Genomic DNA, 23,234 nt, shown 5'->3' on the forward strand with positions numbered 1-23,234 from the left:
TGTCGCCGCGATTCGCACTCGGGCGCGACGCAATCCGGGCGGAACGTACACCATCGACGGCCAGAAGATGTGGCTGACCAACGGCGCTAGCTCGACGCTGGTAGCGGTGCTGGTACGCACCGATGAAGGCGCTGACAAGCCGCACCGTAACCTGACCGCATTCCTTGTTGAGAAGCCGACTGGTTTCGGTGCAGTCGCGCCCGGTCTGCTCATCCCCGGCAAGATCGACAAGCTGGGCTATAAAGGCATCGATACCACCGAGCTGATCTTCGACGGCTATCGGGCAAGTGCCGACCATATCCTCGGCGGTGTCGCGGGCCAGGGCTTTTTCCAGATGATGGACGGCATCGAAGTCGGCCGGGTGAACGTTTCCGCGCGAGCCTGTGGAGTCGCCATCCGTGCCTTCGAGCTGGCGGTGCGCTACGCACAGCAACGCCGCGCCTTCGGTAAGGCGATCGCCGAGCACCAGGCCATTGCATTCCAGCTGGCTGAAATGGCGACTAAAGTTGAAGCGGCACATCTGATGATGGTTAACGCCGCGCGGTTGAAAGACTCGGGCGAGCGCCACGATCTAGCTGCCGGAATGGCCAAATATCTTGCCAGCGAATATTGTTCGGAGGTCACGCAGCAAAGCTTCCGCATCCACGGTGGTTACGGCTACTCAAAGGAATACGAGATCGAGCGGCTGATGCGAGATGCGCCGTTCCTGCTCATCGGCGAGGGAACCAGCGAAATACAGAAGTCCATCATCAGCAAGCGGCTGCTCGACGAGTACCGAGTGTGATGCCATGACTGTGCCTGATTTCGCTGCCCGGCCTCAGCTTTCCGACGACGTAGCCCGATTCGTCCGCAAGAGGATTTACGAAGGTAGCTACGCTGCGGGCAACTTCATCCGCCTAGACCAGTTGGCCGCAAAATTGGGGATCAGCGTTACGCCGGTGCGGGAGGCGTTATTCGCGTTGCGCGCCGAAGGGTTGGTCGCCCAACAGCCACGGCGAGGCTTTGTGGTACTGCCGGTGACCAAGCGGGACCTCGCCGACCTCGCCAACGTGCAGGCTCACGTCGGCGGTGAGCTGGCAGCGCGGGCCGCGATCAACATCAGTGACGCACAGTTGCGTGACCTGACGAAAATCCAGGCGCAGCTCGAGGATGCTTACGCCGCAGCCGACGACGAGCAGGCGGTGCGGCTCAACCACGAATTTCACCGTGCCATCAATATCGCCGCGGACTCCCCGAAGCTGTCACATCTGATGTCTCAGATCACTGGCTACGCACCCGAATCGGTATTTCCAGGCATTGAGCATTGGCCGGCCCAGGCCGTCAAGGACCATCGACGAATCGTGTCCGCCCTGAAGAAACGCGATGCCAACCTTGCTCGCGCGGCGATGGCGGACCACCTTGCCGCCAGCTCAATTCCGCTAATTGACCATCTCATTGCCCACGGGGTGATTGCCAAAGCGGCACCGTAACGCAGCGCGGCCACAGCTGCGCCTTGGACAGGTCCAGAGTTGGCCAACAGAGCTATTTCGGCACCAACTGTTGTTGCTCGCGTGCGTCCGGGCATACGCTGCTATGAGGGCGGGCACATCTGGAGCGAGGAAGAATGCCCCTGGCAGTTCGGCCGTTAGCCGGCTTCATCGCCTGTGCGGCAGCGATATCGCTCGCGTCGCCTGCGATTGCCGAACCGGGCGACCAATTCCCCGATGATGGCCTCTTTCTCGTGGGAGTTGACATTGCGCCGGGCACCTACCGCACGGAGGGTCCGTCGAATCCCCTTATTCTGGTGTTCGGTCGGGTGTCCGAACTATCAACCTGCGCGTGGTTGATGCACAGCACACCTGCGGCGAGCGCCGAGGATATTGTCAACTCGAATACCTCGATGGGTCCGATGTATGTGACGATCCCGGCAACAGTAGCGGCCTTCGAGACAAGAAACTGCAAACTCTGGATGCGGGTCTCGTAGGAGGGTGCTTGCCAGTACCGCGGCGCAGTGCTCGAGCCCCGGCGACCGGCGTTGTGTTTCGCGCCAGTCGCCGGCCGCTATGTACGGCGTGGCAAACATGTTGCTCGGCCAGTTCGAATGCCCCGGTGATGCTGTCGTCGGGATTGATGGACCCGCGTTCTCGCCGCTGGCGCTTGGCGGTGGTTGCCTGCGATCCCAGCAAGGGCCACCTCCATAAAGAGCTGTCCGGCATACGCGACCCCGAACTAGCGCGGCTGAACTTGAACGTCTCATGCCGAACGTGAACTGGCTGCGGTGCTGATCCGGCGTGTCGTCGCAGCAGGTTCACGCTGGGCCCCCCTGATCCTCGCAGCAGTGGGAGAGCAGCGCGTCACGCGTCAGGCGGGGTCGATAAGTTCGTCGAAGCCGAAATGCTCGGCCGACCTCAACGATGCCTGCAGCTCGACGTTGCGTAGCTGGGCGGGACAAATCTTGGTCGGCGTGTGAGGCCCGACTGAGCGCCGCGGCGCCCATGGCGCCAGGAGACGTTGTGCAGCAACTCCGGTGTCGGCCGTGGATTGGTTTTGCTCGTGGCGGCACTTCGGAGCATAAGACTAAGCGCTGGGCGGAGAAGTAGGACAAGTAGCGACGGATGGCATCCCGGGCCGCCCAGGTCTTCCTTTGAAATATCCTCTCCCGTCGACTCTTTGACCACCTGCGGTCGGCGGTGAAGATTGCCCCCTGCCGGGTCATGACGGTGAAATCGCATATCGGTGCGACGAGTGCGCCGTGTCCCACCGAGGGGCCCAGTACCGCGGTTACCGTCGGAACCCGACCCGAGCCCGGTGCCTGTGCGAGTAGGTCGGTCGGGCTTCGTCCGTAATGCCCAGCGGTAGAACGAAACCCGGCACCTTTGAGCAACATCACCAGCGGAACTCGGTCGCGCAACGCCAATTCGGCGATGCGGTAGCGCTTGGCATTGCTACCGGGCGCGATGGTTGCCGCTAGTGTCGTGAAGTCTTCGGCGCCGACCATCACCGGTACTCCGCTGATCCGGCCGGAGCCTGCGACGATCGCATCAGCCGCAATCTCGCCGCCAATGAGCGTACCGATCCCGCGAAAATGTCCTCGCGGTCGAGGAGTAGTTCGACGCGGCCGCGGGCGGCAGGTAGTGAACTCGGCGCCAAGCTCAGGGTCGTGGCTCCTGCGCTACAGAATTACTCGCAAAGCCGTTTCAGTGACCCAGCGGGCTAGATGGTCGCCGAGATCTCTTTAAGAATCGCTGGGCCGTGGCTGTCTGCCACGACAGCCGGCTTGTCCCTATTCCAGAAGCCGTTGACTAGGACGGCGATTCCTAACGGCTCTTGGTTGGGGCCCGCGGGCGTAATCCCGATCCAGCACGAGCAGCCACCGGCGGAGGTCAGTCCGTCTTTCCAAATGATCCGCGGCGGGCCATTTTCGACCTGCCATGCCAGGCCCATGCGCGTGGGTCCGTGGTTGGCCTCTCCGCATACGCGAACCGATAACGGGGACGGCTGGGTCGTGCTGGCCAGCCCCTTCATCAGGGCTGACGGTCCGCTCCCTGCCCCAAGATGCGCCAGCAACCAGGTATGCATGTCCGCCGCTGACGACTTGACATCCGACGCGGCGCCCGACGACACCGCACGGCCATTCGGATACGCAGGCGCCAGGGGAGCATTGGCGCCTACAACGGTGACAGTGTCGGGCATATTCAGCGGCCCGGTGATCTGATCGCGCAGCAACCCCGCGTACGAATCACCCGCGCCGGCACGCCCATACGCCGACACGGCGACGAAACCCAGCGTGACAAAACCGAGGTTGGAGTAGAGCCAGCACCTTCCCGGTGGCGGGCTATCGTGGGTCCGCCACGTAGCGAGCAGACTAGGTGGGGGCGCGGACGGGCTCTCGAGAAACAAGCCGACACCATCTTGCCGGCCGGTGGAGTCTCGCGGCAGTCCGGATGTGTGCTGGGCGAGCATCCGCGGGGTGATCTGCTGCATTGTCGTGCTCAGATCGCTGCTCAGGTAGCGCTGCAACCCGCCTTCCCAGTCGAAACAATCCGGCCGTAGCGATACTCCGTTGGCGAACAGGGCTGCGGTGAAGGTCTTGGTGACCGATCCGATCGAAAACATCGTTCGCTCGGTGGGGGGAGTCTGGTCGGTCACGGTTCCGTACAGATAATAGGGCTTGAATTGCTGGTGGGGATACGCGAAAGCCACTGCGACACCGTAGTTGCGTCCCGGGGATTTGGCGCGCAGACGATCAAGCAACGTGTTCGCATGATCACCGATGATCCGATCCAGATCAGACTGAGTGAGCCTGATTGGCCGACCGCGAGTCACCGGGGCCGTCGTTGTGGGCACCGCCGAGTCGGCGCGGCGCGGCGATGACGGCTGACCGCAGCCAGTTAGGGCACCGCTTAGGCCAGCGATACCCACGTCCGCTGCGAGCCGTCCGAACTCGCGGCGAGAGCACGCGCCCATGGTCGCCTTTCGTTGTCAGTACTCCACGGTTGCGAATCATGCCGCAATATGTCAAAGACCTTAAGTTGCCCTGCCGGAATTGGTAGCCGGCCGGTTAGGCGCTAAGCGCTAGCGGTTAAGATTCGAATCCGTGCTAGGTGTCCATCACGCCGTGAGCTGCACCGCCGAGGTCAAAGATTCGCTGCGATTCTGGCCGGACGGTCTGGGCCTCACCACATCGTTTGACCATACTTTTGCCCGCGATTGGCCAATATTGTGCGTTGAGTTGATCGGCCCCGCGGCGTGAACGCTTCGACGGTTCCGATTGCCCTTGTCACCGGTGGCGCTTCCGGGATCGGGCGGGAGGTCGTGGCACGACTACGCGACGCCGGTCACCATGTCGTCGTGTGGGACCTAGCCGACGCCGACATCATCTGCGATGTCAGCGATCCCGACGCGGTATCGGCGGCGATGGAACAGACTGTGCGTGATCACGGGGTGCCTACGCGAGTGGTGACCTCCGCGGGCATCGGGTCATCTGGGCAGTTGTTGAAATTGCCACCCGCGGAATGGGATCGCGTGTTGGCAATCAACCTCACCGGCACCTGGTTGTGTATTCGCGCGGCCGCACAAGCCATGGTCGATGCCGACGTGGGCGGTTCGATGGTTGCGGTCTCAAGCATCAGCGGCAGCGTCGCCGACCGTGACATGGGCGCCTACTGTGTGTCAAAGGCCGGAGTGGACATGCTGGTGAAGGTTGCGGCGGTGGAATGGGGCACCCACGGAATTCGGGTCAATTCCGTCGGACCTGGCGTCACCCGAACCCCGATGCTGCCCAATCTGGAAGCATGGCCAGGCTGGGCGGACGGCTTGTCCAGGCGGACAGCGCTCGGGCGGCTGGGTGAGGCCAGTGACGTGGCGGGCGCCATCGTGGGCGTCCTCGAACTGCCATGGGTGACAGGACAGTTGGTGCACGCTGACGGCGGCCTGGCCCTGCACAGCCCCATCGACGCCTACGGCCAGGTGGAGCGGCTGATGCGTCTCAAGAAATTGAGAGAACTCAGAGACCAACGGGAAAGCGCCGAGAAACTCAGCTGATACATAAACCGATGAAGCCGCAGATGATTTCGTCGATCGACTGATCGCAGACCGTCCGATGGGTGAGATGCCTTACCTTAGTGGTAGCGGTGGCATTTGGCGTCGATCGCCCGGACCGGATCGGTATCCCGTGTCTTCACAGAACGGGTTGGGACTGAGCGTTTACGACGTGATGCCGGCGGGGCGGAGCTAAATGGGGGTGAACTTGGTGATCAGCCATTTGCCGCCTATCTCGGTGACGTTCACCAGTACGGTGCTGGGCTTCATGGACGGTTCGGTGTTGTCTTTGGTGGTCGTGTTCTGATTGACGAAAAGCAGCACGACGGCTGAACCGGGTCGCAGCTCCGACACTGCGGCGCGCATCACGTGGGCAGTGGTCTTCAGCGACTTCTGCTTGGCCGCCGGAACCACAACCTGCTGCGTGAACTGATCGTAGTAAGACAGAAAATCCCCACCGAGGTGTGACCTGGCTGCGGCGATATCCCTATCGAGGGTGTCGGAGGAGTAGGACAGTAACGCGACGGTACCGTCAGAGGCCGCGTTGACCGCAGCGCGAGCGACGCTGGGGTCGGTCAGCTGATCGGGCCGGTACCACTTGGCGTACAGCCACGCAGCCGCGCCGCCGGAAATCAGAATGAGCACGATGAGGACCACTGCGACGGGTCTCAGGTTGACCTTTCTGCGCCAGAAGTCACGTCGGAAGCGGCGGGCCGGAGTGGGGGCGTCGCGAGCTGACGCTTCGTCATCGAATTCTTCAGTCGACGGGGGGTGGAGTGCCACGGTCTCGGTGTTTTCCAGGTCGCTATAGGCTGCAGGGGCCTTGCCCGCTTCGTCGGTCTCGCGGGCGTCGGTCGTTTCGGGGCTTTCGGTGCTGCCGAGGCCACGCACTTCATCGCTCACGGCACGAACTCGACCTTCGACATCTTGTACTGCCCATCCTCTTCGGTAACAGTCACCCTTAGCCGCCAGACCCGAGGTTCGTCTTTGCCGTTTCCAGCGTTGGTGACGTGTGATGTCGCTGAAACGAGTACCAAAGCGTTACGCCCATCCATGGATTCAACGGCCGTCGCGTTTACCGTTCCTTCGGTAACGACTTTGGACTGCTCGACGACCTTAATGAAATCGGCTGCCCGGGCTTGAAACTCGTCCTTGAACTCTCCGGTGGAGCTGTCGATCACTCGCTGAACATCTTCCTTGGCTTTACTGAAGTCAAGCGAAATCATGCTGATGACGCCTTTTCTAGCCCCAGCGGCGAACGCCGTAGCACGCTGTTGGCGCTCAGTGGCCTGATAGTGCTGCCAGACGATGAAACCGCTGAGCCCGGCAAACCCACAGATGATGAGGACCGCGGCAGCCTTGGCAACCGCAGGCAATCGCGCTCGCAGCCAGCCCCAAGACCGGCCGCGCCACGAGGCCGTCTGCATGATCTCTTGATCTTCGGCTTCTGCTGCCACGCCGTTCGCCACGACGAAGTCTTCGTAATCGTACTCGTACTCATACTCATACTCGTCGTCGCCGTACTCGGCGCGATCCTCTTCGTCGTTGGCTTCAGCAAGTGCCATCGCCTCTCGCTTCAACTGGGCGGCGCGTGCCCGCGCGCGCGCCGCAGCCGCCAGTGCTTCAGCTTCGGCGGCTTCAGCTTCGGCTTGTGCGGCCATGGCCATCGCTTCGGCTTTCGAGCTCGCCGAATCCGGCCGCGGTTCGTTTGACTTAGCCATCGCGCCTACTGCACGTCGCCATCATTATCGACTGAACTCCGGTATCTCTTACGGTATCGCCCATTTCTAACAACAGAGTCGCCACCGAACTCCGCTCCAACGAGGACCGATTAGGCCGATGATCAGCCACTCAGACCTTCCCCCCTCCATCCTCCGCAGCGGCGAAAGATCGCCAAGGAAAGTGTGGCCGGCATCATGACCGCTGTCGACTCTCCCGAAAAGATACTCTCTACTTCGACCACCCACGTATTTCTGCAAAAAGATGCCTCGCTGCGCCACGTCCGGGAACTGGATGCCGCCGGTGTGTCCTTCGACCCGCAGTGGTCGCAATGGGCTGCTGCGCTTGGGTGGACGGCCCTGCTCGTTCCCGAGCACTTGCGCCGCGACAGCATCTCCAGCAACGGTGCTGCAGATCCGGCCATGGCGCCCCAACAGCTTGGCAAGACCGGTGGCACCTATCGCGGCTCGCTCTTGCACGGCGGGCCGGTCGGCCCGCATCGCTAAGTCCTGCGTTGGAGAACTGGCCGGCCAGATCTATCAGAATTGCGTGCAGACGCATAGTGGCATTGGTGTCACCTGAGAACATGACCTGCACTTGTATTCGCGACGAGTTACGTTGTACCGCTCCATGTTCGGCACTCCGGAGGAAAACAATCTGAGGGGGTACGCCGCGGCGGCCGAAGCGAGGGCAATCACATGACGCTAACTGAGTCCGTGGCGGATTTGGCGGAATCTACTTCCCGCGTGAGTACGCGGTGTGGGGGGTGCCTATCGATCACCTGGGTATCACGTTACGCCGTATCACCCAGGTGAACGGTTCCACCGAGTTCTGTGAGGAGTTCTTCGACGATGGGGACGTCGGCGACTACGCCGAACTCGCGCGGCAGAGCGGCCAGACCGACAGCGCTCGAGTACGCGAGATGGCCGGCCCCGTGGGGTGCCGTTCAAGCAGGTGCGTCCGGCCCCGACACGCTGAGCGTCGCTTGGTGCCGATGCAGCCCCGCTGCGGCGATTAGTCCGACGAGAATCAGTACGCCCCAAACGAGTTCGTTGGTGTTCAGGCGATGTTGGGTACCTTGCAATGCCCCGATCGCGAAGTTGCCGAACAGAATTCCTATTCCAATGATGGTGTTGTAGAAGCCATAGTGAGTCGCTACCAACCGGTCGCCGGACAGCGAGACCACGATGTGCATCTCGAAGGGAAACACCGCTGCGGAGGCGATGGCGAGCAGGGCGGCGGACGTCAGCAACGCCGCGATGGCAGCCGCGGTACCCAACCGGTTCGCGTCGGGGATGGCGGCAAGTGGCGCAAACGCTGCCGCCATCAGCATGACCCCGATGGACAGACTCCGACCGGGCTGCCATCGTGTCGAGAACCACCGGGTGATACGCAGCTGGCCGGCCACCGCAACCAGACCCGATGTCGCGAAAAGTGCTGCCACCATTTGCGATTGGGAGTGCGGTGCTACGACCGAGGCCTGTGCCGGAAGCATCAGGTAGATCTGGGACGAGAGCAGATACGAGCCGACCATGATAGCGGCGAACTCCAAGAACGATCGATTTCCGACGACTGCCCGCCAATCCGAGATGATCGAGGTCTTGGTCGACCCGTCCGGGACCGGCTCAGCTGTTTTCTGCTGGGGTAATGCCAGCAGCTGCGCGATCGCAAGGACAGCGAAGATCACCGTAGCGGCCAGCACGCCCATCCTAAAGTCCAACACCACCAAAGTCAGTCCGACCAGCGGTCCGAGAAAGATCCCCGCGCGGTTGAACATGTTCAAGGTGGCGAAGGCGTTGATCCGGCGGTCTCCGGCTTCGCTGGCCAGGTAGGCGCGCAACGCCGGGTTGAACAGCGCTCCGGCAAGCCCCGTCGCCGCCGACGCGAACAGAACGGTTGGCAGCGATTGGGCGACCACCAACAAGCCGAAAGCGCCGGTACGCAGCAGACACCCGGCCACGATCGATAGTTTGTAGCCGAACCGATCGGCGAGTGTCCCGCCAAAGAAGAACATGCCCTGCTGGCTGAAGTTTCGTACGCCCAAAACTAGACCGACGGCCCACGTTGCCAGCCCAAGGGTCCCGGACAGGTAGCCGGATAAGTACGGCATCAGCATGTAGAAGCCGATGCTGGCACCGAATTGGTTGATCATGAGTACCCGGCTCGGGCGGTTGAAACTGCGAAACTGGGCCCAGAATTCTGTCACGACGCTATCCGATGTATTGCAGTTGGGGGAGAACGTTGAGCCGCAGCATTTCTCGTGCTGCCGCGCTGCCGGCCGTTGGGGCGGTCTTCGAAGTGGCGGCATCCCACCGACCAGGCTTCCTAACCCGCTTCCGATGCCCTTTGACGGCAGCTCGTTGGCGACCGGCTTAACGGTGATGGTGGTGGCAGGTCCTGCTTACAACGTTCCTAATTCCATTTCCTGGTCTCGGCGGCCGTAGACAACGCTTCCGGTTCGGTGGTCACGTAGGGCATGGGTCTTTCCTTGGGCAGGTGATGGCGGGATAAAAACTTGATGCCAGTAGTATACGCATAGCAAGTGTTGCAATCGCAAGTGTGAGCACTGTTACTATTTGCGTGTGAACCGAAATGACGAGGGCGGCTCGCGACCGGGTGTCCGCCTCAGCGAGCTGGATCCCAGGCAGGAACAAGCGTGGGAGCTCTGCATTCATTCGGCTGCATTGCTGCAGCGCACACTCGATACCGAGCTCCGCGCCGAATGCGGCATGAGCCTGCTCACCTTGGACACGCTGGTGCAGCTGTCCCGTGCGCCCGGGCAGGCGCTGTACATGAAGGACTTGGCCGCCGCTCTGGTCTACAGCGCCAGCGGCATCACCCGAATTGTCGACAATCTGGAACGCTCGGGTCATGTTGCGCGCAATCCGGATCCGGCGAATCGCCGAGCCACGCTGGTGCAGCTGACACCGCGAGGATTTAGTGAGCTTGAATCGGCTTGGCAGATACATGCCCGCGGAGTCGAGAGATGGTTCGCCAGACACGTCAACGCGCGTCAGGCCAAGATCCTCGTCGAGGTGTTCGGCGCGGTGGCCGCCGATATTAAACGGTTGCAATAGCCGCCGGCGTTAGTTTAGTTAGTCGCTGGCGAAGGCGTTCTCGGTTTCGGCCTCGCCGCTCACCACTGGTATCTGGACCAGCGACAAGACCTGGTGTGCCGGAGTCCCCGGTGGCGCCACCAGCCGGCAGTCACCGCCCTGCTTATGGGCTCGGTCCCGGGCGGCGGCCAGTGCGCCTACGCCCGCCGACCCAAGGTGGGTCACACCACTAAGGTCGATCGTCAAAGACGCTAGACCGGAGCGGCTTTCGACCGCGATCTGGCGGTCCAGGGTAGCGGCCGCATAGCCATCGACATCGCCGCGCACGACGATGCGGCCAGGATCGGCAACGAGAGAGACGAATTCGGTGTCGATCGTCGGTTGGTATGTGGTGCTGCTGACGGCTGCGTCGGTGATGAACTGCGCCGGTCGTGACAGAAGGTGTGTGATGGTGGCGGTAGTCCCGCCAGCGTTATGGCTGACCTGGGATTCGGAGACCAAAGCCGCGGCCATCGCCAGCCCGCGCCCGCGCCCCTTTCCGCCCTCGCGGTAATCCTTCCAGGTGCCGTGGTCGACCACCGATGCCCGTAGTCTGCCATCGCAGCCCAGCGCCGCGTCCACCACGATGCCGTCGGAAACTTCTGTGCCATAACCATGTTCGACCGCGTTCTCGACGAATTCGGATACCGCGTGCACGACGTCGGAGATATCGGTGGCATCAGCGCCGATCTGGGTAAGCCAGGCACGGAGCAGGGCGCGAATCTGGCGTGCGGCGAAAATGGTCGCATCCACCGTAACGTGTAGCGGTGGTATCGGGATTCGGCGTTGCACCGCAAGCAGCGTGACATCGTCGTTGTAGCCAGTGGACCGCAGCAGCAATTCCAGCGTCTCCGAGCAGAGGCGGTCGATGGGCCGGCACGAGGCATCCATGACAAAGCCGCCGCCGTTGACGATGTTTGCGGCCAAGTCGGCGAACTCTGCTGTGCTGGCCTGCAGCGGCCGACCCGGACGTTCAATCAGGCCGTCAGTGTATAGCAGGACCGTGTCGCCGACGTTGAGCTTGTCGGCGCGCACCGGGAATCCAGCGCCGCTACCGAGCGGACCCGCGCCCGACGGTTCCATATAGCGGGATTTCGCATCGGCGGACACGACCAACGGCGGCGGGTGCCCCGCGGTGCAGTACTGGAATTCGCCGGTACTGAGGTCGAGCGAGCCAACGCACATGGTCGCCGACTTCGAGCCTGTAACCTGCTCGTGGAAGGCGGCCGTCGCCTCGAGCGCTGCGACGATCGTGTGCCCGGCCGAGACCTGCATGCGCAACGCGGTCCGTAACTGCGCCATCACTGCCGCAGCTTCGACGCCATGGCCAACTACGTCACCCACGATCAGCACCAGCCGATCCTCGAGCGCAACCGCATCGAACCAGTCGCCGCCGGCCCCAGTGCCCTGGGCAGCAACGAGATACTGAGCAGCGATATCAGCACCGGCGACAACGGGCACCGACGGCGCGAGTAGCGCCTGCTGCATCACCGTCGCTGAGTCTCGAGCGCGTCGGTAGCGCTCGGACAGCTCCTCCATCCGGGCCGCGGCGGCTAGCCGTTGTTGAACCCGATTAGTGACGTCGTCGAAGATGAGCTGCACCCCTTCGATTGACCCGTCCGGCCGACAGCGCGGCGCGACGACGAAGTCGAAGAATCGTTCTTCGATTCCAGAACCGTCGAAATCGGCCTGCAGGCGCCATTCGACTCCGGACTGTGGTTCACCGGTCTGATACACCCGGTCGAACATGTGGTAAATCTGCTGGCTCTCGAGTTCGGGATAGACGTCCCGTGCAGGTTGGCCCACTGCAATGAAGGTCGGGCTGAACCTGCGATATGCCGCATTTGCTGCGATGAAGCGATGGTCTGGCCCCTGCAAGCCCACCATCATCGCCGGGGCATGCTCAAAGACTCGGCGGACGTCTGCAGCTGCGCCGACCATCTTGTCCCAGTCCATTTCGGCCGCCATGTGGCCGTCCCTCCTATGGACCGATGAAGCGCGCAGGTCACGTGCGCCGACAGGGCTGTCAACGACACCAACAACCCTATCAACCGCCGCCAACTGCTCGCGGCACCAAAATGCGGCCCCGCAGACCAGTGCGCCATGTCTAGACGTCGCATTGGTCGTCTCCACGCTCACGATGTAGACGCGGCAGCGGACCAGATACCCAAGCCCGGTATAGACACGATGGACGCAACAACGCGCACATACCCGCTTTAGGCATTGCGTCACTGCTCTAGTAGCCGATGTGACTTTATGCCCTACCCGGGTGGGGTATTGTGATGCACAATCAGGTGCATGACGCAAACACCTGAATGCGGGCCGACCACCGTGGCGGGGGCACCCCTATACGACAAACGAGTTGATGGGCCTAGTCTGCTGAGACAACTGATGGCGTGGGTGGCCATCATCGCCGGGGTGGTCTTCGTTGTAGCCGTGATCTTCTTTTCGGGGTTCTTCCTGGCCTGGTCGGCTGATAGTCACCATGGCTGGCATCGGGCTTCCAACGGCGGACGTGGGGGTACCTGCCCGATGATGGGACCCGGCGGAATGACGAGGCCTGGCGAAATGATGGGCCCCGGCGAGACGGATCCGATGGGACCGATGGGACCTCAGCAAACGCCTGCGCCGACTGCGCCGACTACGCCACGCCGATAGCGCGCGTCAACGCGGCGCCGAGCGACAAGCGGGTGCACTAACCCTTTGAGCACTTGGAGCACCCACTGCCTAAGGCATCGAGCCGCTCGGGCCGCGAAATTACAGCCCGCAGAAAGGGGGTCAGAAAATGATCACAAGACTTCGACGCCGAATCGCATTCGTCGCCGCCAGCCTCGGGGCTGCTACCGGTCTGGGCATCTTGTTGCTTCCGGCGGTGGACGCCAACCTCAACAACGGTTCGATGTCGGAGATCATGATGTCGAACATGCCCGAGATGCCTATCCCCCCGATTATTCACTACGGGGCGATCGCCTATGCCCAAAGCGGCGCTTCGGGCAAGGCATGGCATCAGCGCACCCCGGCACGAGCAGCGCAAGTCGCATTGGAACAGTGCGGCGACAAGAGTTGCAAGGTAATCAGTAGCTTCAAGCAGTGCGGCGCGGTCGCCTATGACGGCTCGAATTACCAAGGTGGAGCGGGCCTTACGCGCCGCGCGGCGGAAACCGACGCCATCAGCAGGCTCGGCGGCGGCTGGATCGCCAACTGGGCATGCAACTGAGCCTCCGTGATCCGCGATTGGCCTCGACTGCCGTGGTGTCGCCAATCTTGGCCGTGCGCGGGTCTGCGTGGTGGTTGCAAAGCATGTTTCGCATCGGCTGCCACGGGTTCACCGCTCGCGAGGCCAACCTGGCTGTGCTGTCAGCGAGTCCGTCATTGCAACTTTCGTCGGGCACTGCCTTCTCATTTGGAGAGACTCGGAAGAAGCCCATTTGTCCTGGCAAGGTTCGCTGGCACCGAGCGGAGGAACCGCCGCCGCAAGGTCGCCTGGATACCGGCGCTGAGAATCAGTTCACGCAGAATGCGGCGCGGGCGCCCCGCCTCGGCCGTTTCGGGCGACGGCGTTAGCCAGTAACCCATCGGCGGTTACTTCGTGATCGCTCGGGGTAATCCCCTCACATGAGTAATCCAGATGCGGTTGTTCACGACCTGCGGGTTTTGCTGGACAAGGAAAAGGGATTGCGGAATCTCGTTGAACGGTCTTTGGTGAAGGCACGACAATCAGCAGAGTCGCAGTTGAAGCCCGACCTGTTCGAGGCGTTGGAATGGCCCGAAAACCTGGATCAATACGAGGACTACCTTAGGCGGTACCTCCGATGGGTTCCCCGGGAATCCAAGGCGAAGCCGTGGCAAGGGCTGAAGCCCGAAGAGAGATACGCCAAAGAGGTCGATGATCGGATCGCGCACTTCTACTACCTCGTCGACCAGACGGTCGACGATCAAGTGCCGCAGGGCGTCGAGAGCTTTCGCTGTTGGATGACCGAGTTCGCCAGGCGCTGGGGAAGCTTTCTGGATACGGCAGAGTCCTTCAGCCCGGAAATCTTGCAGTCGTTTATCGACAACGCGCCGGAGTACCGGGTCTATGAATCATTGGTCGGCGGCATGCCAAACATGCCCAGCGGGTGGTTGACGTTCAATCAGTTCATCGGCCGCGAACTCAACGGCGGATTGCGTCCAATCGCCGAGCCCGCAAGCAATTTGGTGGTCACCTCGCCTGCCGACTGCATCTATCAGCAGGCCTACGACATCGACAACAATTCCAACGTGCCGCCCGTAACCGTCAAGACCGCAAACACGTTCGGCAATATCTCCCAGCTGATCAAAGGCAGCGCGTACAGCGAAAGCTTCGCCGGCGGAACGTTCGTCCACTACATGCTGCCGGTGTCCGCCTACCATCGCTACCACCTGCCGGTGGCTGGTCTGGTAAAAGAATCGTTCACCATCAGCGGTCAGGTCTTCATGCAGGTGTCGCTGGAAAATCACGAGTTCGCCGCCAGCGATGCCGCAAGCAGCGGTTACGAGTTCTTCCAGAACCGCGGCGTGGTCACCATCGACACTGCCGCCGCGGGGGCAGATGACATTGGCATCGTTGCGGTGATCCCGGTCGGAATGGCGCATGTGTCGTCGGTGATGATCACCGCAGTTCAGGGAAAGCGCATGGCCAAGGGAGAAGAGTTCGGTCACTTCCAATTTGGTGGTTCCGACATCATCGTCCTGTTTCAGGAGGGAGTCGAGCCTCAGGTAGACACTAGCGGCGAGTACCGATTGGTCGGTACGCCCATAGCCCGTTGCCGGCGCCGTCGCTCCTGACGTACGGGAACCTGCTACCTCGATTCATCGCCGTAGCACGCTGGGCGGTACCGGGTGCTCGTCGGCACGCGCGTCTCCTCCCCGCCCGGGTGGGGCCAGTCGAGCCGGACACCACCCGGTCGGTGCCTGTTATTGACATACGCGATCGGCGGGTCGTCGCGTCAACCGTGCAGCTCGAGCGCCGTGGCGACGATAGGCTTGGCCCACCGGGGCGTCGACGACAAATCCGGCGGACCCACGATCTGTCCTCGCACGATATGCAGCACCAGCACCAGCCGCGGCGCCTTGCCTTCGGCCGGGTCGGCGTCTTGTGAGTTGTCGTACATGCGCAGTTCGGTCAAGACTGGCAGCAGCTGAACCAGATTCAACCGGCTGTGCCGCCACCGACGCCGGATGTCGGCTTCGGGAATGTCATGGCCACCCGAGTCAACCCGCCGCCGCACTCGCTCGATGTGGGCTTCCGGGCTGTCCAAGCCGACGTACCAGACCCGTACCTCAATGCCTTCTGATGCCGCCTCGGTGAGCAGCCGCGGCATGGTGCTGCCACCGAGCGTGGTTTCGAACGCGAGGTCCAGGCGTTCATTGATCGCCCGTTCCAGCAGCCGCTTGCCCTGACGCCACGCCGCCGCGTTGGCAGTGGTTTGATCCAATCCCGGATTGGCTGTGATCAATCTCCGCGCTGCCTCGTCGGGGTTGTAGTACTCGGCGCCGGCCGCGCGGAACATGGCGCCGCCGATGCTGCTCTTGCCCGCGCCGTTGACACCGGCAAGGACGTACAGCCGGCTAGTCAGCGCCGCCGCTTCAGGCGGGCTGCCTTCGCCGCGACCTGTCCAAGCCGTTGCGGGCTGGCGTCGAAGGCGGATGCCATCGCGGCTCTGGATTTTGGCGTCTGCATGCGTTCCAGCAGACGGTCGAACTCGTCGGTCAACTCCTCCAGCGCGGGGGTAGTCGCGCGGGTGAGCGCTTCGAACTCGGCGTAGGACAACAGCACCGCCTTTGTCGTGTTGTGCTTAGTGATTGCGACTGCACCGTCGGCAGTGGCCTGCTCGAGGACCGCGCCGAACTGGTTTTTGAACCGCGTGGCAGCGACGGTCGGCACGTCGACGAGTTCCCCGTCCCGGTTTCGGTAGGTCAGCGTGGGCATGCCGTCAGTATAGCCGGACTAGCCGGTATGGCTATTTTAGCTATACCGAGCCGCTGCAGGCGATGGATTCGCTTGCATTAACATTTACCAACCGCATCGAAATAGCCGCGAGCAGAAGTAATTCGACAACTACTTGGCATCCGGTGCTTGCCTCAGCAGCAGTTTACGAACCAGTGGGCGGGGCCCATACGGCCGCAGCAATTCGCTGGCTGGGCGCGGGCGCACGCGTTGTGGCCACCAGAACCAACGGCCGAGCAGTGCCGCGACCGACGGCGTCATGAAGGCGCGCACGATCAGCGTGTCGAACAAGAGACCGAGGCCGATGGTGGTCCCAATCTGCCCGAGCACCCGCAAGTCGCCGAACACGAACGAGGACATGGTGGCTGCAAACACCAGACCGGCCGCGGTCACCACACCGCCGGTACTGGCCATCGCCCGGATGATGCCGGTCTTCAGTCCGGCATTGATCTCCTCCTTGAAGCGGGAGATCAGCAGCAGGTTGTAGTCAGACCCCACCGCCAGGAGCAGGATGACGGCCAGCGCGAGCACAATCCAGTACAGCCGGATACCCAGAATGTCCTGCCAAACCAGCACGGACAGGCCAAAAGACGCACCCAACGACAACGCCACGGTGCCCACGATGACGATCGCGGCGACCAGACTACGGGTGAGCGTCAGCATTATGAGCAAGATCAGGCTCAGTGCCGCGATTGCGACGATCATCAGGTCGTACTTCGCGCCGTCTTGGATGTCCTTGTAGGTCGAGGCGGTGCCGGCAAGATAGATCTTGGCCGCCGCCAGCGGCGTTCCTTTGACGGCCTCGTGGGCCGCTTTGCGGATCGGGTCGATATGCGAGATGCCTTCCGGGGTCGCGGGATCCCCTTCATGAGAGATGATCATGCGCGCGGCCTTGCCGTCCGGGGAGAGGAAGAGCTTCAGGCCGCGCTTGAAATCGGGGTTGTTGAAAGCCTCCGGCGGCAAATAGAAGGAATCGTCGTTCTTGGCGGTGTCGAACGCTCGTCCCATGGCCGTCGCGTTTTCGACCAGAGCGGCCGTCTGGCTGTAGATCCCGGACATGGTGGCGTAGTTGGACAGCGCCAGTTCACGATTGGTCTGCTGGCTGGCGATCTGTTCTGGTATCAGCGCGACGAGCTGTGGCTGGATCGCGTCGAGTTTGTCCAGCGAAGCCGTGAGGTTTTGGAATCTCTCGCTGAGCTGGTCGATACCGTCAAGTGCGTCAAAAATGGATCTCAATGCCCAACATATCGGAATGTCGAAACAGTGTTTCTCCCAATAGAAATAACTGCGCAGCGGACGCCAGAAATCGTCGAAATTCGCGATCTTGTCGCGCAGGTCGTTGATTGTGGCGATCGTATCGTGAAAGCCCTCGGTCTCGGCGTGCGTCGCGGCGGCCAATTCCTGCTGCAGGGCATACTGGCGCTGCAAAATGGCGACCGTTTTGGCCAGCTCGTCGGCCTGTTTGAGCAGATCTGCGGCGCGGTCTTGCTGGTAGGACAGGTTCATCACCTGGCCGACGCTTTGCATGCTCACCTGAAACGGCACCGAGCTATGGTCAATGGGCGTTCCTAACGGCCTGGTGATGGCTTGCACTTGGGCAATTCCGGGGATGTGGAAGACGCCTCTGGCCACTCGGTCCAACACGATCATGTCGGCCGGATTGCGCATATCGTGATCTGTTTCGATCATGAGCAGTTCGGGATTCAGCCGGGCCGGCGAGAAATGGCGCTCGGCGGCGGTGTAGCCGACATTGGCCGGGGATGTGGCGGGCATGTACGGGCGGATGTCGTAGCTGGTCTGGTAGCCCGGCAGCGCGAGCAGGCCAACAACGGCCGCTGCGCACGCCACCGCAAGAATTGGCCCCGGCCAGCGGACGATGGCCGTGCCGATGCGCCGCCAGCCTTGGGTACGCATCTTGCGTTTGGGTTCGAAGAGACCGAAATGACTGCCAACAGTAAGCACGGCCGGGGCCAGGGTGAGTGAGGCGGCCAGCGCGACCAAGATGCCGATCGCCGCGGGCACACCCAGCGTCTGGAAATAAGGCAGCCGGGTGAAGGTCAGGCAATACACCGCGCCTACAATGGTCAGGCCCGAGCCCAGCACGACGTGTGCGGTGCCGCGAAACATGCTGTAGAAAGCAGCTTCTCGGTCTTGTCCGTCGTGCCGTCCCTCGTGATAACGGCCGAGGACGAAGATGGCGTAATCGGTGCCGGCGGCGATCGCCAGCAGGGTGAGCAGATTGGTGGAGTACGTCGAAAGTCCAATGATCCCGCTATCTCCCAAAAAGGCGACGACACCTCGGGCCGCGGCTACCTGAATCAAGACCGTCAGCAGCACCAGGATCGTGGTGGCGATGGAGCGGTAGACAACAAACAACATCACCGCGATCACCAGGAACGTGATCGCGGTGACCTTCACTGTGCCTTTGCTGCCCACCTGGAACTGGTCTGCGATGAGCGGCGCCGCGCCGGTGACATAGGCCTGGAGACCGGGCGGCGATGGCGTGTGCGCCACGATGTCGCGGACGGCGTCGACGGACGCGATCGACAAGGCCTCACCTTGGTTGCCGGCGAGATACACCTGAACGTACGCGGCTTTGCCGTCGGTGCTTTGCGAGCCCGCCGCTGTCAGCGGATCTCCCCAGAAGTTCTCGACGTGCTGAACGTGCTTGGTGTCCTGGGAGAGCCGTTGGACCAGGGTGTCGTAATACCGGTGAGCGTCAGCCGCAAGGGGCTTGTCGCCTTCCAAGACGATCATGGCCGCGCTGTCGGAATCGAACTCGCGGAACACTTTTCCGATCCGTTTCATCGCCTGCATCGACGGCGCGTCCGGGGCGATCAACGCCACATTGTGGGCCTTGCCCACCTCCTCCAACTTGGGTACGGCCACGTTGGTGACGGCAGCGAGGCCGATCCAAAATAGCAGGATCGGCACCGAGAGCCGGCGAATAGTGTGCGCCACAGCAGGTTTCGTTGCTTGATCATTGCTCATGAGGACTTGTCCAGGCAGTAGGTGTAGGCGTTCACTTCGTGGACGGTCCTTTCGTCTTTGACGACACCGTTGACGGTGATCCGGCAGCCGATTGAGGGGCTGTTGCCTTGGGCCACAACGTTGGCGAACACGGCGGGCTGGGTGGTGGTGATCGTGAACGACCACGGCAGGGTCACGTCGTCAACTCGCTGTGGTTGCGCGTTGACGTCGAGGTAGTTGATGGTCGCCAGGGTGCCCGGGGCGCCGAAAACCTCGAGAACCACCTGCTTGGGGTTGAACGGGATGATCTCGTTCGAGATACCACTCGGGGCCGAAGTGTCGTTGTGGGAACCGAAGATGCCGTGCAATCGGTAGACGCTGAATCCTGCGGCCGTCACGACCATTACTGCGACCAGCAGCATCCACCCACGTTTGACGAGCATGGCAGGCGATATCAGGGCCATCTTTCCGTCGCGTCTGGCGCGGATCGACATGCCCTGACGGTACGGTACCGGACCGGACAGTTCAAGGGTTGAGCGGCAGTCGATCGGTTGGCTGATTGCCTGCTAGCTTGTCGGTCGGGTGAGACTGGGAATGACGACGTTGTCGACGAGGGCCTGCACCGTGTCCGCAGTGGGGGGCCGACTCGGAATGATGTGACGAAAGACCAAGTAGCCAGGCAACAAGTCCCAAAGTTCGTCGTCGATAGCCGCGCCGTCGATCTCACCGCGAGCGACGGCCTGCTGCAGGATGTGGCGCATCAGGGCCTTGCGGTGCTCGAAGAATCCGTGCTGCATGGCGTCGCTGAGCGCCGAATTGCGCGACACCTCGACCAGCACGGCCCGGATGGTGCTGGTGTGCTGCCGGGCCTGCTCGCAGATCAGTTCGCCCAGTTGCAACAAGTCTCCCCGTAGGCTGCCGGTATCGGGCGGGATCGCAACCTGGCGGATGCCCTCGATAAACGCCGCCAACACCAGTTCGGCTTTGGATGGCCAGCGCCGGTAGACCGTGGCCTTGCTGGCGCGGGCAGTGGCCGCAACTGCATCCACCGTCAACCGGTCATACCCGTGTTCTTGCAGCAATTGCAGGGTCACAGCCAGCAACTCGGTCTCCCGCGGCGACCACGGTGAGGACTCCGAGGAGCGATCGGCAATCTGGATCACAACGCCCACGATAGAACCACTACGTTAGTACAGGCCAGTACCGTACCGTCCACGACGTCACATGCCGACGCTGCGGCAGCAATTATGCTCGGCAGCGTGACTCAGGGGCCCGGCAACCGGCCGACACCGCTTGACCAGTTGCGGGTCGTTGAGATCAGTGACCGCATAGCCGGCAGCTACTGTGGCAAGCTGTTGGTCGACGTCGGTGCACAGGTGCGCAAAATTGAACCACTGCAAGGGGATCCGCTGCGCCGGTACTCGCCCAGCTGTTCGCCGGTGCCCGACGGTTTGGACGCCTCGCCGTTGTATTGCTACCTCAATGCTGGCAAGCAGAGCCTGACCCTGGCCCCTGATTCCGCGCGATACCGTGCCGAACTCGCTGCTGCCGACGTCGTGATCGTCACAGGTGGCCGGTTACCGGCGGCCGCCCTAGGCATCGACCCCCGACGGCTGCTGGCCGAGTCGCCGCGGGCGGTGGTGGTCACGATTTCCGATTTCGGCTGGACGGGTCCCTTCGCCGATCGGGCGGCCACCGAGTTCACCCTGCAGGCATGGGCGGGCTCGCCCGGCTTCAGGGGCGATCCCGCCGGACCGCCCATCTCGATCGGCGGTGGCCTGGGCGAGTACATGGGTGGGGTTTTCGCCGCGTTCGGCATACTGGCCGTGCGCCGCCGCGTCGACCACGGCGGCCCGGGTGAGCATCTGGATCTGTCCATGCTCGAGGCGATGACCCTGATGCAGAGCAGCGAATGGCTGCATTCGCAGCTGCTGCGGGTGCCGCCGGTTCGGCGCACCCTCGAAGTGCCCTCGATCGAACCCGCCAAGGACGGCTACGTCGGCATCACCATGGTCACCGGCCAGCAGTGGCATGACTTCATCGCGATGGTCGAATGTCCTCAGCTCGAGAAGATTCCGCAGTTGCGATTCCAGATCGGCCGCTGGGAATATCGGGATCTCATCCGCGAATCGATCCGTCCGTGGCTGGCCGGGCGGACCGTCGAGGAGATCGTCGAACTGGGTCAGTTGTTCCGGCTCCCGATAGCGGCGTTGGGCAACGGCGCCACCATCCGCGACATGGACTACGTGACCGAGCGCGACGTGTTCGTCGAGAACCCCGCCGGCTTCCACCAGCCGCGCCCACCCTGGTTGATGTCGCGGTGCGCGCCCGCGCTGGTGCGCCACACTGCCGCGATCGGCGCCGACAACGGCGAGTTACCTTGGCGCAAAACACAACCCGAACTCAAGACAGCGCCGACAGGGCTGCCGCTAGCGGGTGTTCGCGTCATCGATCTGACCGCCTTCTGGGCCGGGCCGGCCGCGACACACTTATTGGCCGCCTTCGGCGCCGACGTCGTGAAGATCGAATCGATCCAGCGCCCCGACGGCATTCGGTACTCGGGGGGCATGCGCACCGATGTGGACGACTGGTGGGAGTACGGCTGGGTGTTCCATGCGATGAACACCAACAAGCGTTCTGTGACATTGGATTTGGGCTCCGATGACGGTCTTCGGTTGGTCAAGATTCTGGCCGCGGATGCCGACGTGGTGATCGAAAATTTCTCGCCGCGCGTGATGGACCACTTCGGGCTCACCGCCGAGGAACTGCTGGAGGTGAACCCCAAACTCGTCGTCGCCCGAATGCCGGCCTTCGGATTGGCGGGTCCGTGGCGCGACCGGGTCGGGTTCGCCCCCACCATGGAGCAGATCGGCGGCCTGACGTGGGTGACCGGATTGCCGGAGACGCCGCCGGTGACCCCGCGCGGCGCGTGTGATCCGCTGGCCGGGGTGCACGCGGCGTTCGCGGTGCTGGCGGCGTTGAACTTTGCCGAACGTACCGGGTTGGGACAGCAGGTCGAGCTGCCGATGGTCGAGTCGGTGTTGAATACCACGGCAATACAGTCGATCGAACACGAGGTCTACGGAATCACGTTGAGCCGGCGGGGTAATCGAGGTCATGGTGAGGTGCTGCAGAATATCTACCGGTGCGCGGGCGAAAGCGACGAGTGGATTGCGGTCAGTGTTAGTACCGACCAGCAGTGGCGTGCGTTGACCGAGGTGATGGACCGACCATCCTGGTGTGATGAGTCGTTGTCGACTGCAGCGGTTCGGTGTGCGCGAGCCGACCAGATCGACCGCCGGCTGCAAGACTGGTTCGCCGAGCAATCACTCGTGTCGACGGTGGAATCGTTGGCGGCTGCGGGTATTCCGGCTGCACCCGTGGTGTCGCCATCCTTGGTGACCGTAAACCCGCAACTGTGTGAACGGGGGTTCTTCGAGTCGCTGGTCCACGCCCGGATCGGGGCTGCCCTTTACCCCACTCCGCCCTTCGCCCGGTTGGTCGGCCAAGGCGAATGGTTGCGCCGGCCGCCGCCGACTCTCGGCGAGCACAATGACGAGGTACTGCGCGAGCGATGCGGGCTGACCGACGACGAACTCGCGCACCTGGCAAGCCGCGAGGTAATTGGGACCCGCCCGAAGGGACTGTAGGACGCTGCCTTGGACGGCGGTCACGTTCACCGGGGGCGTCAGAGCCTACTTGCTGCGTGCCTTCCTGATGTTTCCGCCGCCGTTCGACTCGTACATGTCGAAGTTGCGCTCAGCGGTCAGTTCGATGAGGTCATCGAAAACCACGCCGAGGGCGACCGGCGCCTCTGGGCTGTTCACCTCGTGACACACGACCGAAGGCGCAACCGGGTTGGAGTCCACCAGCAACACGTAGAGCCGTTCAAATTGCTCGTCGCGGTCTGCTGGATCGGCGCGCCCGGTGAACAGTCGGAACCGGGGAAAAACATTGTTAAA

General features: G+C 62.5%; 21 protein-coding genes and 4 pseudogenes. 12 read left to right on the forward strand and 13 right to left on the reverse strand.

Annotated elements, in window-relative coordinates; genetic code table 11:
• The 3 genes from F0Q45_RS13730 to F0Q45_RS13740 all read left to right on the forward strand — a co-directional run.
• Window positions 1-784, forward strand: a 784-nt coding sequence (locus tag F0Q45_RS13730; protein ID WP_149654467.1) for an acyl-CoA dehydrogenase family protein, incomplete at its 5' end; no start/stop codon positions are given.
• A 4-nt stretch (window positions 785-788) separates the two neighbouring features.
• Window positions 789-1,469: a GntR family transcriptional regulator gene (locus F0Q45_RS13735; protein ID WP_149654468.1), complete on the forward strand. Its 681-nt coding sequence runs from the start codon at window positions 789-791 to the stop codon at window positions 1,467-1,469.
• Window positions 1,470-1,603: 134 nt separating this feature from the next.
• Window positions 1,604-1,963, forward strand: coding sequence for a hypothetical protein (locus F0Q45_RS13740; protein ID WP_149654469.1), 360 nt, complete (start codon window positions 1,604-1,606; stop codon window positions 1,961-1,963).
• Between the two features lie 100 nt (window positions 1,964-2,063).
• Here the strand turns inward: F0Q45_RS13740 and F0Q45_RS29305 are convergent.
• The 3 genes and pseudogenes from F0Q45_RS29305 to F0Q45_RS13755 form a co-directional block, all read right to left on the reverse strand.
• Window positions 2,064-2,162: pseudogene (locus F0Q45_RS29305) on the reverse strand (TetR/AcrR family transcriptional regulator); the annotation flags it as partial.
• Window positions 2,163-2,465: 303 nt separating this feature from the next.
• Window positions 2,466-3,105 (reverse strand): annotated as a pseudogene (locus F0Q45_RS29310) (carboxyl transferase domain-containing protein); the annotation flags it as partial.
• Window positions 3,106-3,192: 87 nt separating this feature from the next.
• Entirely contained in the window at window positions 3,193-4,182 is a 990-nt protein-coding gene (locus F0Q45_RS13755; protein ID WP_188112937.1) for a serine hydrolase domain-containing protein, read from the reverse strand.
• A 546-nt stretch (window positions 4,183-4,728) separates the two neighbouring features.
• Here F0Q45_RS13755 and F0Q45_RS13760 point away from each other — a divergent pair.
• Window positions 4,729-5,523, forward strand: a complete 795-nt coding sequence (locus tag F0Q45_RS13760) for an SDR family NAD(P)-dependent oxidoreductase (RefSeq protein WP_262491003.1) — start codon at window positions 4,729-4,731, stop codon at window positions 5,521-5,523.
• Window positions 5,524-5,712: 189 nt separating this feature from the next.
• Here F0Q45_RS13760 and F0Q45_RS13765 read toward each other — a convergent pair whose 3' ends face one another.
• The gene (locus tag F0Q45_RS13765) at window positions 5,713-6,423 is read right to left on the reverse strand and encodes a hypothetical protein (RefSeq protein WP_149654471.1); all 711 of its coding nucleotides are present in this window, start codon (window positions 6,421-6,423) and stop codon (window positions 5,713-5,715) included.
• On the reverse strand, window positions 6,420-7,241 hold the full coding sequence (locus tag F0Q45_RS13770; RefSeq protein ID WP_149654472.1) for a hypothetical protein: 822 nt from the start codon (window positions 7,239-7,241) through the stop codon (window positions 6,420-6,422). The genes F0Q45_RS13765 and F0Q45_RS13770 overlap by 4 nt, the downstream gene beginning before the upstream one ends.
• A gap of 195 nt (window positions 7,242-7,436) precedes the next feature.
• Here F0Q45_RS13770 and F0Q45_RS30500 point away from each other — a divergent pair, with 195 nt between their 5' ends.
• From F0Q45_RS30500 to F0Q45_RS30245, 3 genes and pseudogenes are all read left to right on the forward strand, one after another.
• Window positions 7,437-7,745 (forward strand): hypothetical protein, encoded by a 309-nt coding sequence (locus F0Q45_RS30500; protein WP_444875260.1) that lies wholly within the window; start codon window positions 7,437-7,439, stop codon window positions 7,743-7,745.
• Window positions 7,690-7,941: pseudogene (locus F0Q45_RS30505) on the forward strand (acyl-CoA dehydrogenase family protein); the annotation flags it as partial. The gene F0Q45_RS30500 and the pseudogene F0Q45_RS30505, both read left to right, overlap by 56 nt.
• 64 nt (window positions 7,942-8,005) lie before the next feature.
• Window positions 8,006-8,149, forward strand: a pseudogene (locus F0Q45_RS30245) (acyl-CoA dehydrogenase family protein); the annotation flags it as partial.
• Between the two features lie 36 nt (window positions 8,150-8,185).
• On the opposite strand, the gene F0Q45_RS13785 reads toward F0Q45_RS30245, so the two are convergent.
• Window positions 8,186-9,391, reverse strand: a complete 1,206-nt coding sequence (locus tag F0Q45_RS13785) for an MFS transporter (protein ID WP_262491005.1) — start codon at window positions 9,389-9,391, stop codon at window positions 8,186-8,188.
• A gap of 430 nt (window positions 9,392-9,821) precedes the next feature.
• On the opposite strand from F0Q45_RS13785, the gene F0Q45_RS13790 reads away from it, so the two are divergent.
• Complete coding sequence (locus tag F0Q45_RS13790; protein WP_262491004.1) at window positions 9,822-10,316, forward strand: MarR family winged helix-turn-helix transcriptional regulator; 495 nt, start codon at window positions 9,822-9,824, stop codon at window positions 10,314-10,316.
• An 18-nt stretch (window positions 10,317-10,334) separates the two neighbouring features.
• On the opposite strand, the gene F0Q45_RS13795 is transcribed toward F0Q45_RS13790, so the two are convergent.
• Window positions 10,335-12,302, reverse strand: a complete 1,968-nt coding sequence (locus tag F0Q45_RS13795) for a SpoIIE family protein phosphatase (RefSeq protein WP_149654474.1) — start codon at window positions 12,300-12,302, stop codon at window positions 10,335-10,337.
• Window positions 12,303-12,632: 330 nt separating this feature from the next.
• Here F0Q45_RS13795 and F0Q45_RS13800 point away from each other — a divergent pair, with 330 nt between their 5' ends.
• From F0Q45_RS13800 to F0Q45_RS13810, 3 genes are all read left to right on the forward strand, one after another.
• The gene (locus F0Q45_RS13800) at window positions 12,633-12,992 is read left to right on the forward strand and encodes a hypothetical protein (protein ID WP_149654475.1); all 360 of its coding nucleotides are present in this window, start codon (window positions 12,633-12,635) and stop codon (window positions 12,990-12,992) included.
• A 127-nt stretch (window positions 12,993-13,119) separates the two neighbouring features.
• On the forward strand, window positions 13,120-13,551 hold the full coding sequence (locus tag F0Q45_RS13805) for a DUF4189 domain-containing protein (protein WP_149654476.1): 432 nt from the start codon (window positions 13,120-13,122) through the stop codon (window positions 13,549-13,551).
• A 398-nt stretch (window positions 13,552-13,949) separates the two neighbouring features.
• Entirely contained in the window at window positions 13,950-15,140 is a 1,191-nt protein-coding gene (locus tag F0Q45_RS13810) for a phosphatidylserine decarboxylase (RefSeq protein ID WP_149654477.1), read from the forward strand.
• A 161-nt stretch (window positions 15,141-15,301) separates the two neighbouring features.
• Here F0Q45_RS13810 and F0Q45_RS13815 read toward each other — a convergent pair whose 3' ends face one another.
• The 5 genes from F0Q45_RS13815 to F0Q45_RS13835 form a co-directional block, all read right to left on the reverse strand.
• A complete protein-coding gene (locus F0Q45_RS13815; RefSeq protein WP_149654478.1) occupies window positions 15,302-15,931 on the reverse strand; it encodes an AAA family ATPase in 630 nt (209 codons plus the stop codon).
• Window positions 15,928-16,284 (reverse strand): type II toxin-antitoxin system prevent-host-death family antitoxin, encoded by a 357-nt coding sequence (locus F0Q45_RS13820; protein ID WP_149654479.1) that lies wholly within the window; start codon window positions 16,282-16,284, stop codon window positions 15,928-15,930. Before F0Q45_RS13820 ends, F0Q45_RS13815 begins: the two co-directional genes overlap by 4 nt.
• A 129-nt stretch (window positions 16,285-16,413) precedes the next feature.
• Window positions 16,414-19,293 carry an MMPL/RND family transporter gene (locus F0Q45_RS13825; RefSeq protein WP_149654480.1) on the reverse strand — a complete coding sequence of 960 codons (2,880 nt, stop codon included), beginning with the start codon at window positions 19,291-19,293 and terminating at the stop codon, window positions 16,414-16,416.
• Window positions 19,290-19,736, reverse strand: coding sequence for an MmpS family protein (locus tag F0Q45_RS13830; protein WP_188112939.1), 447 nt, complete (start codon window positions 19,734-19,736; stop codon window positions 19,290-19,292). Before F0Q45_RS13830 ends, F0Q45_RS13825 begins: the two co-directional genes overlap by 4 nt.
• A 102-nt stretch (window positions 19,737-19,838) precedes the next feature.
• Window positions 19,839-20,447 carry a TetR/AcrR family transcriptional regulator gene (locus tag F0Q45_RS13835; RefSeq protein ID WP_149654481.1) on the reverse strand — a complete coding sequence of 203 codons (609 nt, stop codon included), beginning with the start codon at window positions 20,445-20,447 and terminating at the stop codon, window positions 19,839-19,841.
• Window positions 20,448-20,519: 72 nt separating this feature from the next.
• Between F0Q45_RS13835 and F0Q45_RS13840 the strand changes: the two genes are divergently transcribed.
• Complete coding sequence (locus F0Q45_RS13840) at window positions 20,520-22,922, forward strand: CaiB/BaiF CoA-transferase family protein (RefSeq protein WP_149654482.1); 2,403 nt, start codon at window positions 20,520-20,522, stop codon at window positions 22,920-22,922.
• Between the two features lie 45 nt (window positions 22,923-22,967).
• On the opposite strand, the gene F0Q45_RS27745 is transcribed toward F0Q45_RS13840, so the two are convergent.
• Window positions 22,968-23,234: hypothetical protein (locus F0Q45_RS27745; protein ID WP_223163908.1), on the reverse strand; the 267-nt coding region annotated here is incomplete at its 5' end.

The sequence above is a fragment of the Mycobacterium simiae genome (genome assembly GCF_008370645.1).
Taxonomy (GTDB): domain Bacteria; phylum Actinomycetota; class Actinomycetes; order Mycobacteriales; family Mycobacteriaceae; genus Mycobacterium; species Mycobacterium simiae_A.

What these genes read in the sequence shown, in the direction of transcription:
- F0Q45_RS13735 (WP_149654468.1), top strand. Translation starts at nt 789, where the DNA reads ATGACTGTGCCTGATTTCGCTGCCCGGCCTCAGCTTTCCGACGACGTA.
- F0Q45_RS13740 (WP_149654469.1), top strand. Translation starts at nt 1,604, where the DNA reads ATGCCCCTGGCAGTTCGGCCGTTAGCCGGCTTCATCGCCTGTGCGGCA.
- F0Q45_RS13770 (WP_149654472.1), bottom strand. Translation starts at nt 7,241, where the DNA reads ATGGCTAAGTCAAACGAACCGCGGCCGGATTCGGCGAGCTCGAAAGCC.
- F0Q45_RS30500 (WP_444875260.1), top strand. Translation starts at nt 7,437, where the DNA reads ATGACCGCTGTCGACTCTCCCGAAAAGATACTCTCTACTTCGACCACC.
- F0Q45_RS13785 (WP_262491005.1), bottom strand. Translation starts at nt 9,391, where the DNA reads ATGATCAACCAATTCGGTGCCAGCATCGGCTTCTACATGCTGATGCCG.
- F0Q45_RS13795 (WP_149654474.1), bottom strand. Translation starts at nt 12,302, where the DNA reads ATGGCGGCCGAAATGGACTGGGACAAGATGGTCGGCGCAGCTGCAGAC.
- F0Q45_RS13800 (WP_149654475.1), top strand. Translation starts at nt 12,633, where the DNA reads ATGACGCAAACACCTGAATGCGGGCCGACCACCGTGGCGGGGGCACCC.
- F0Q45_RS13805 (WP_149654476.1), top strand. Translation starts at nt 13,120, where the DNA reads ATGATCACAAGACTTCGACGCCGAATCGCATTCGTCGCCGCCAGCCTC.
- F0Q45_RS13810 (WP_149654477.1), top strand. Translation starts at nt 13,950, where the DNA reads ATGAGTAATCCAGATGCGGTTGTTCACGACCTGCGGGTTTTGCTGGAC.
- F0Q45_RS13820 (WP_149654479.1), bottom strand. Translation starts at nt 16,284, where the DNA reads ATGCCCACGCTGACCTACCGAAACCGGGACGGGGAACTCGTCGACGTG.
- F0Q45_RS13825 (WP_149654480.1), bottom strand. Translation starts at nt 19,293, where the DNA reads ATGAGCAATGATCAAGCAACGAAACCTGCTGTGGCGCACACTATTCGC.
- F0Q45_RS13830 (WP_188112939.1), bottom strand. Translation starts at nt 19,736, where the DNA reads ATGGCCCTGATATCGCCTGCCATGCTCGTCAAACGTGGGTGGATGCTG.
- F0Q45_RS13840 (WP_149654482.1), top strand. Translation starts at nt 20,520, where the DNA reads ATGCTCGGCAGCGTGACTCAGGGGCCCGGCAACCGGCCGACACCGCTT.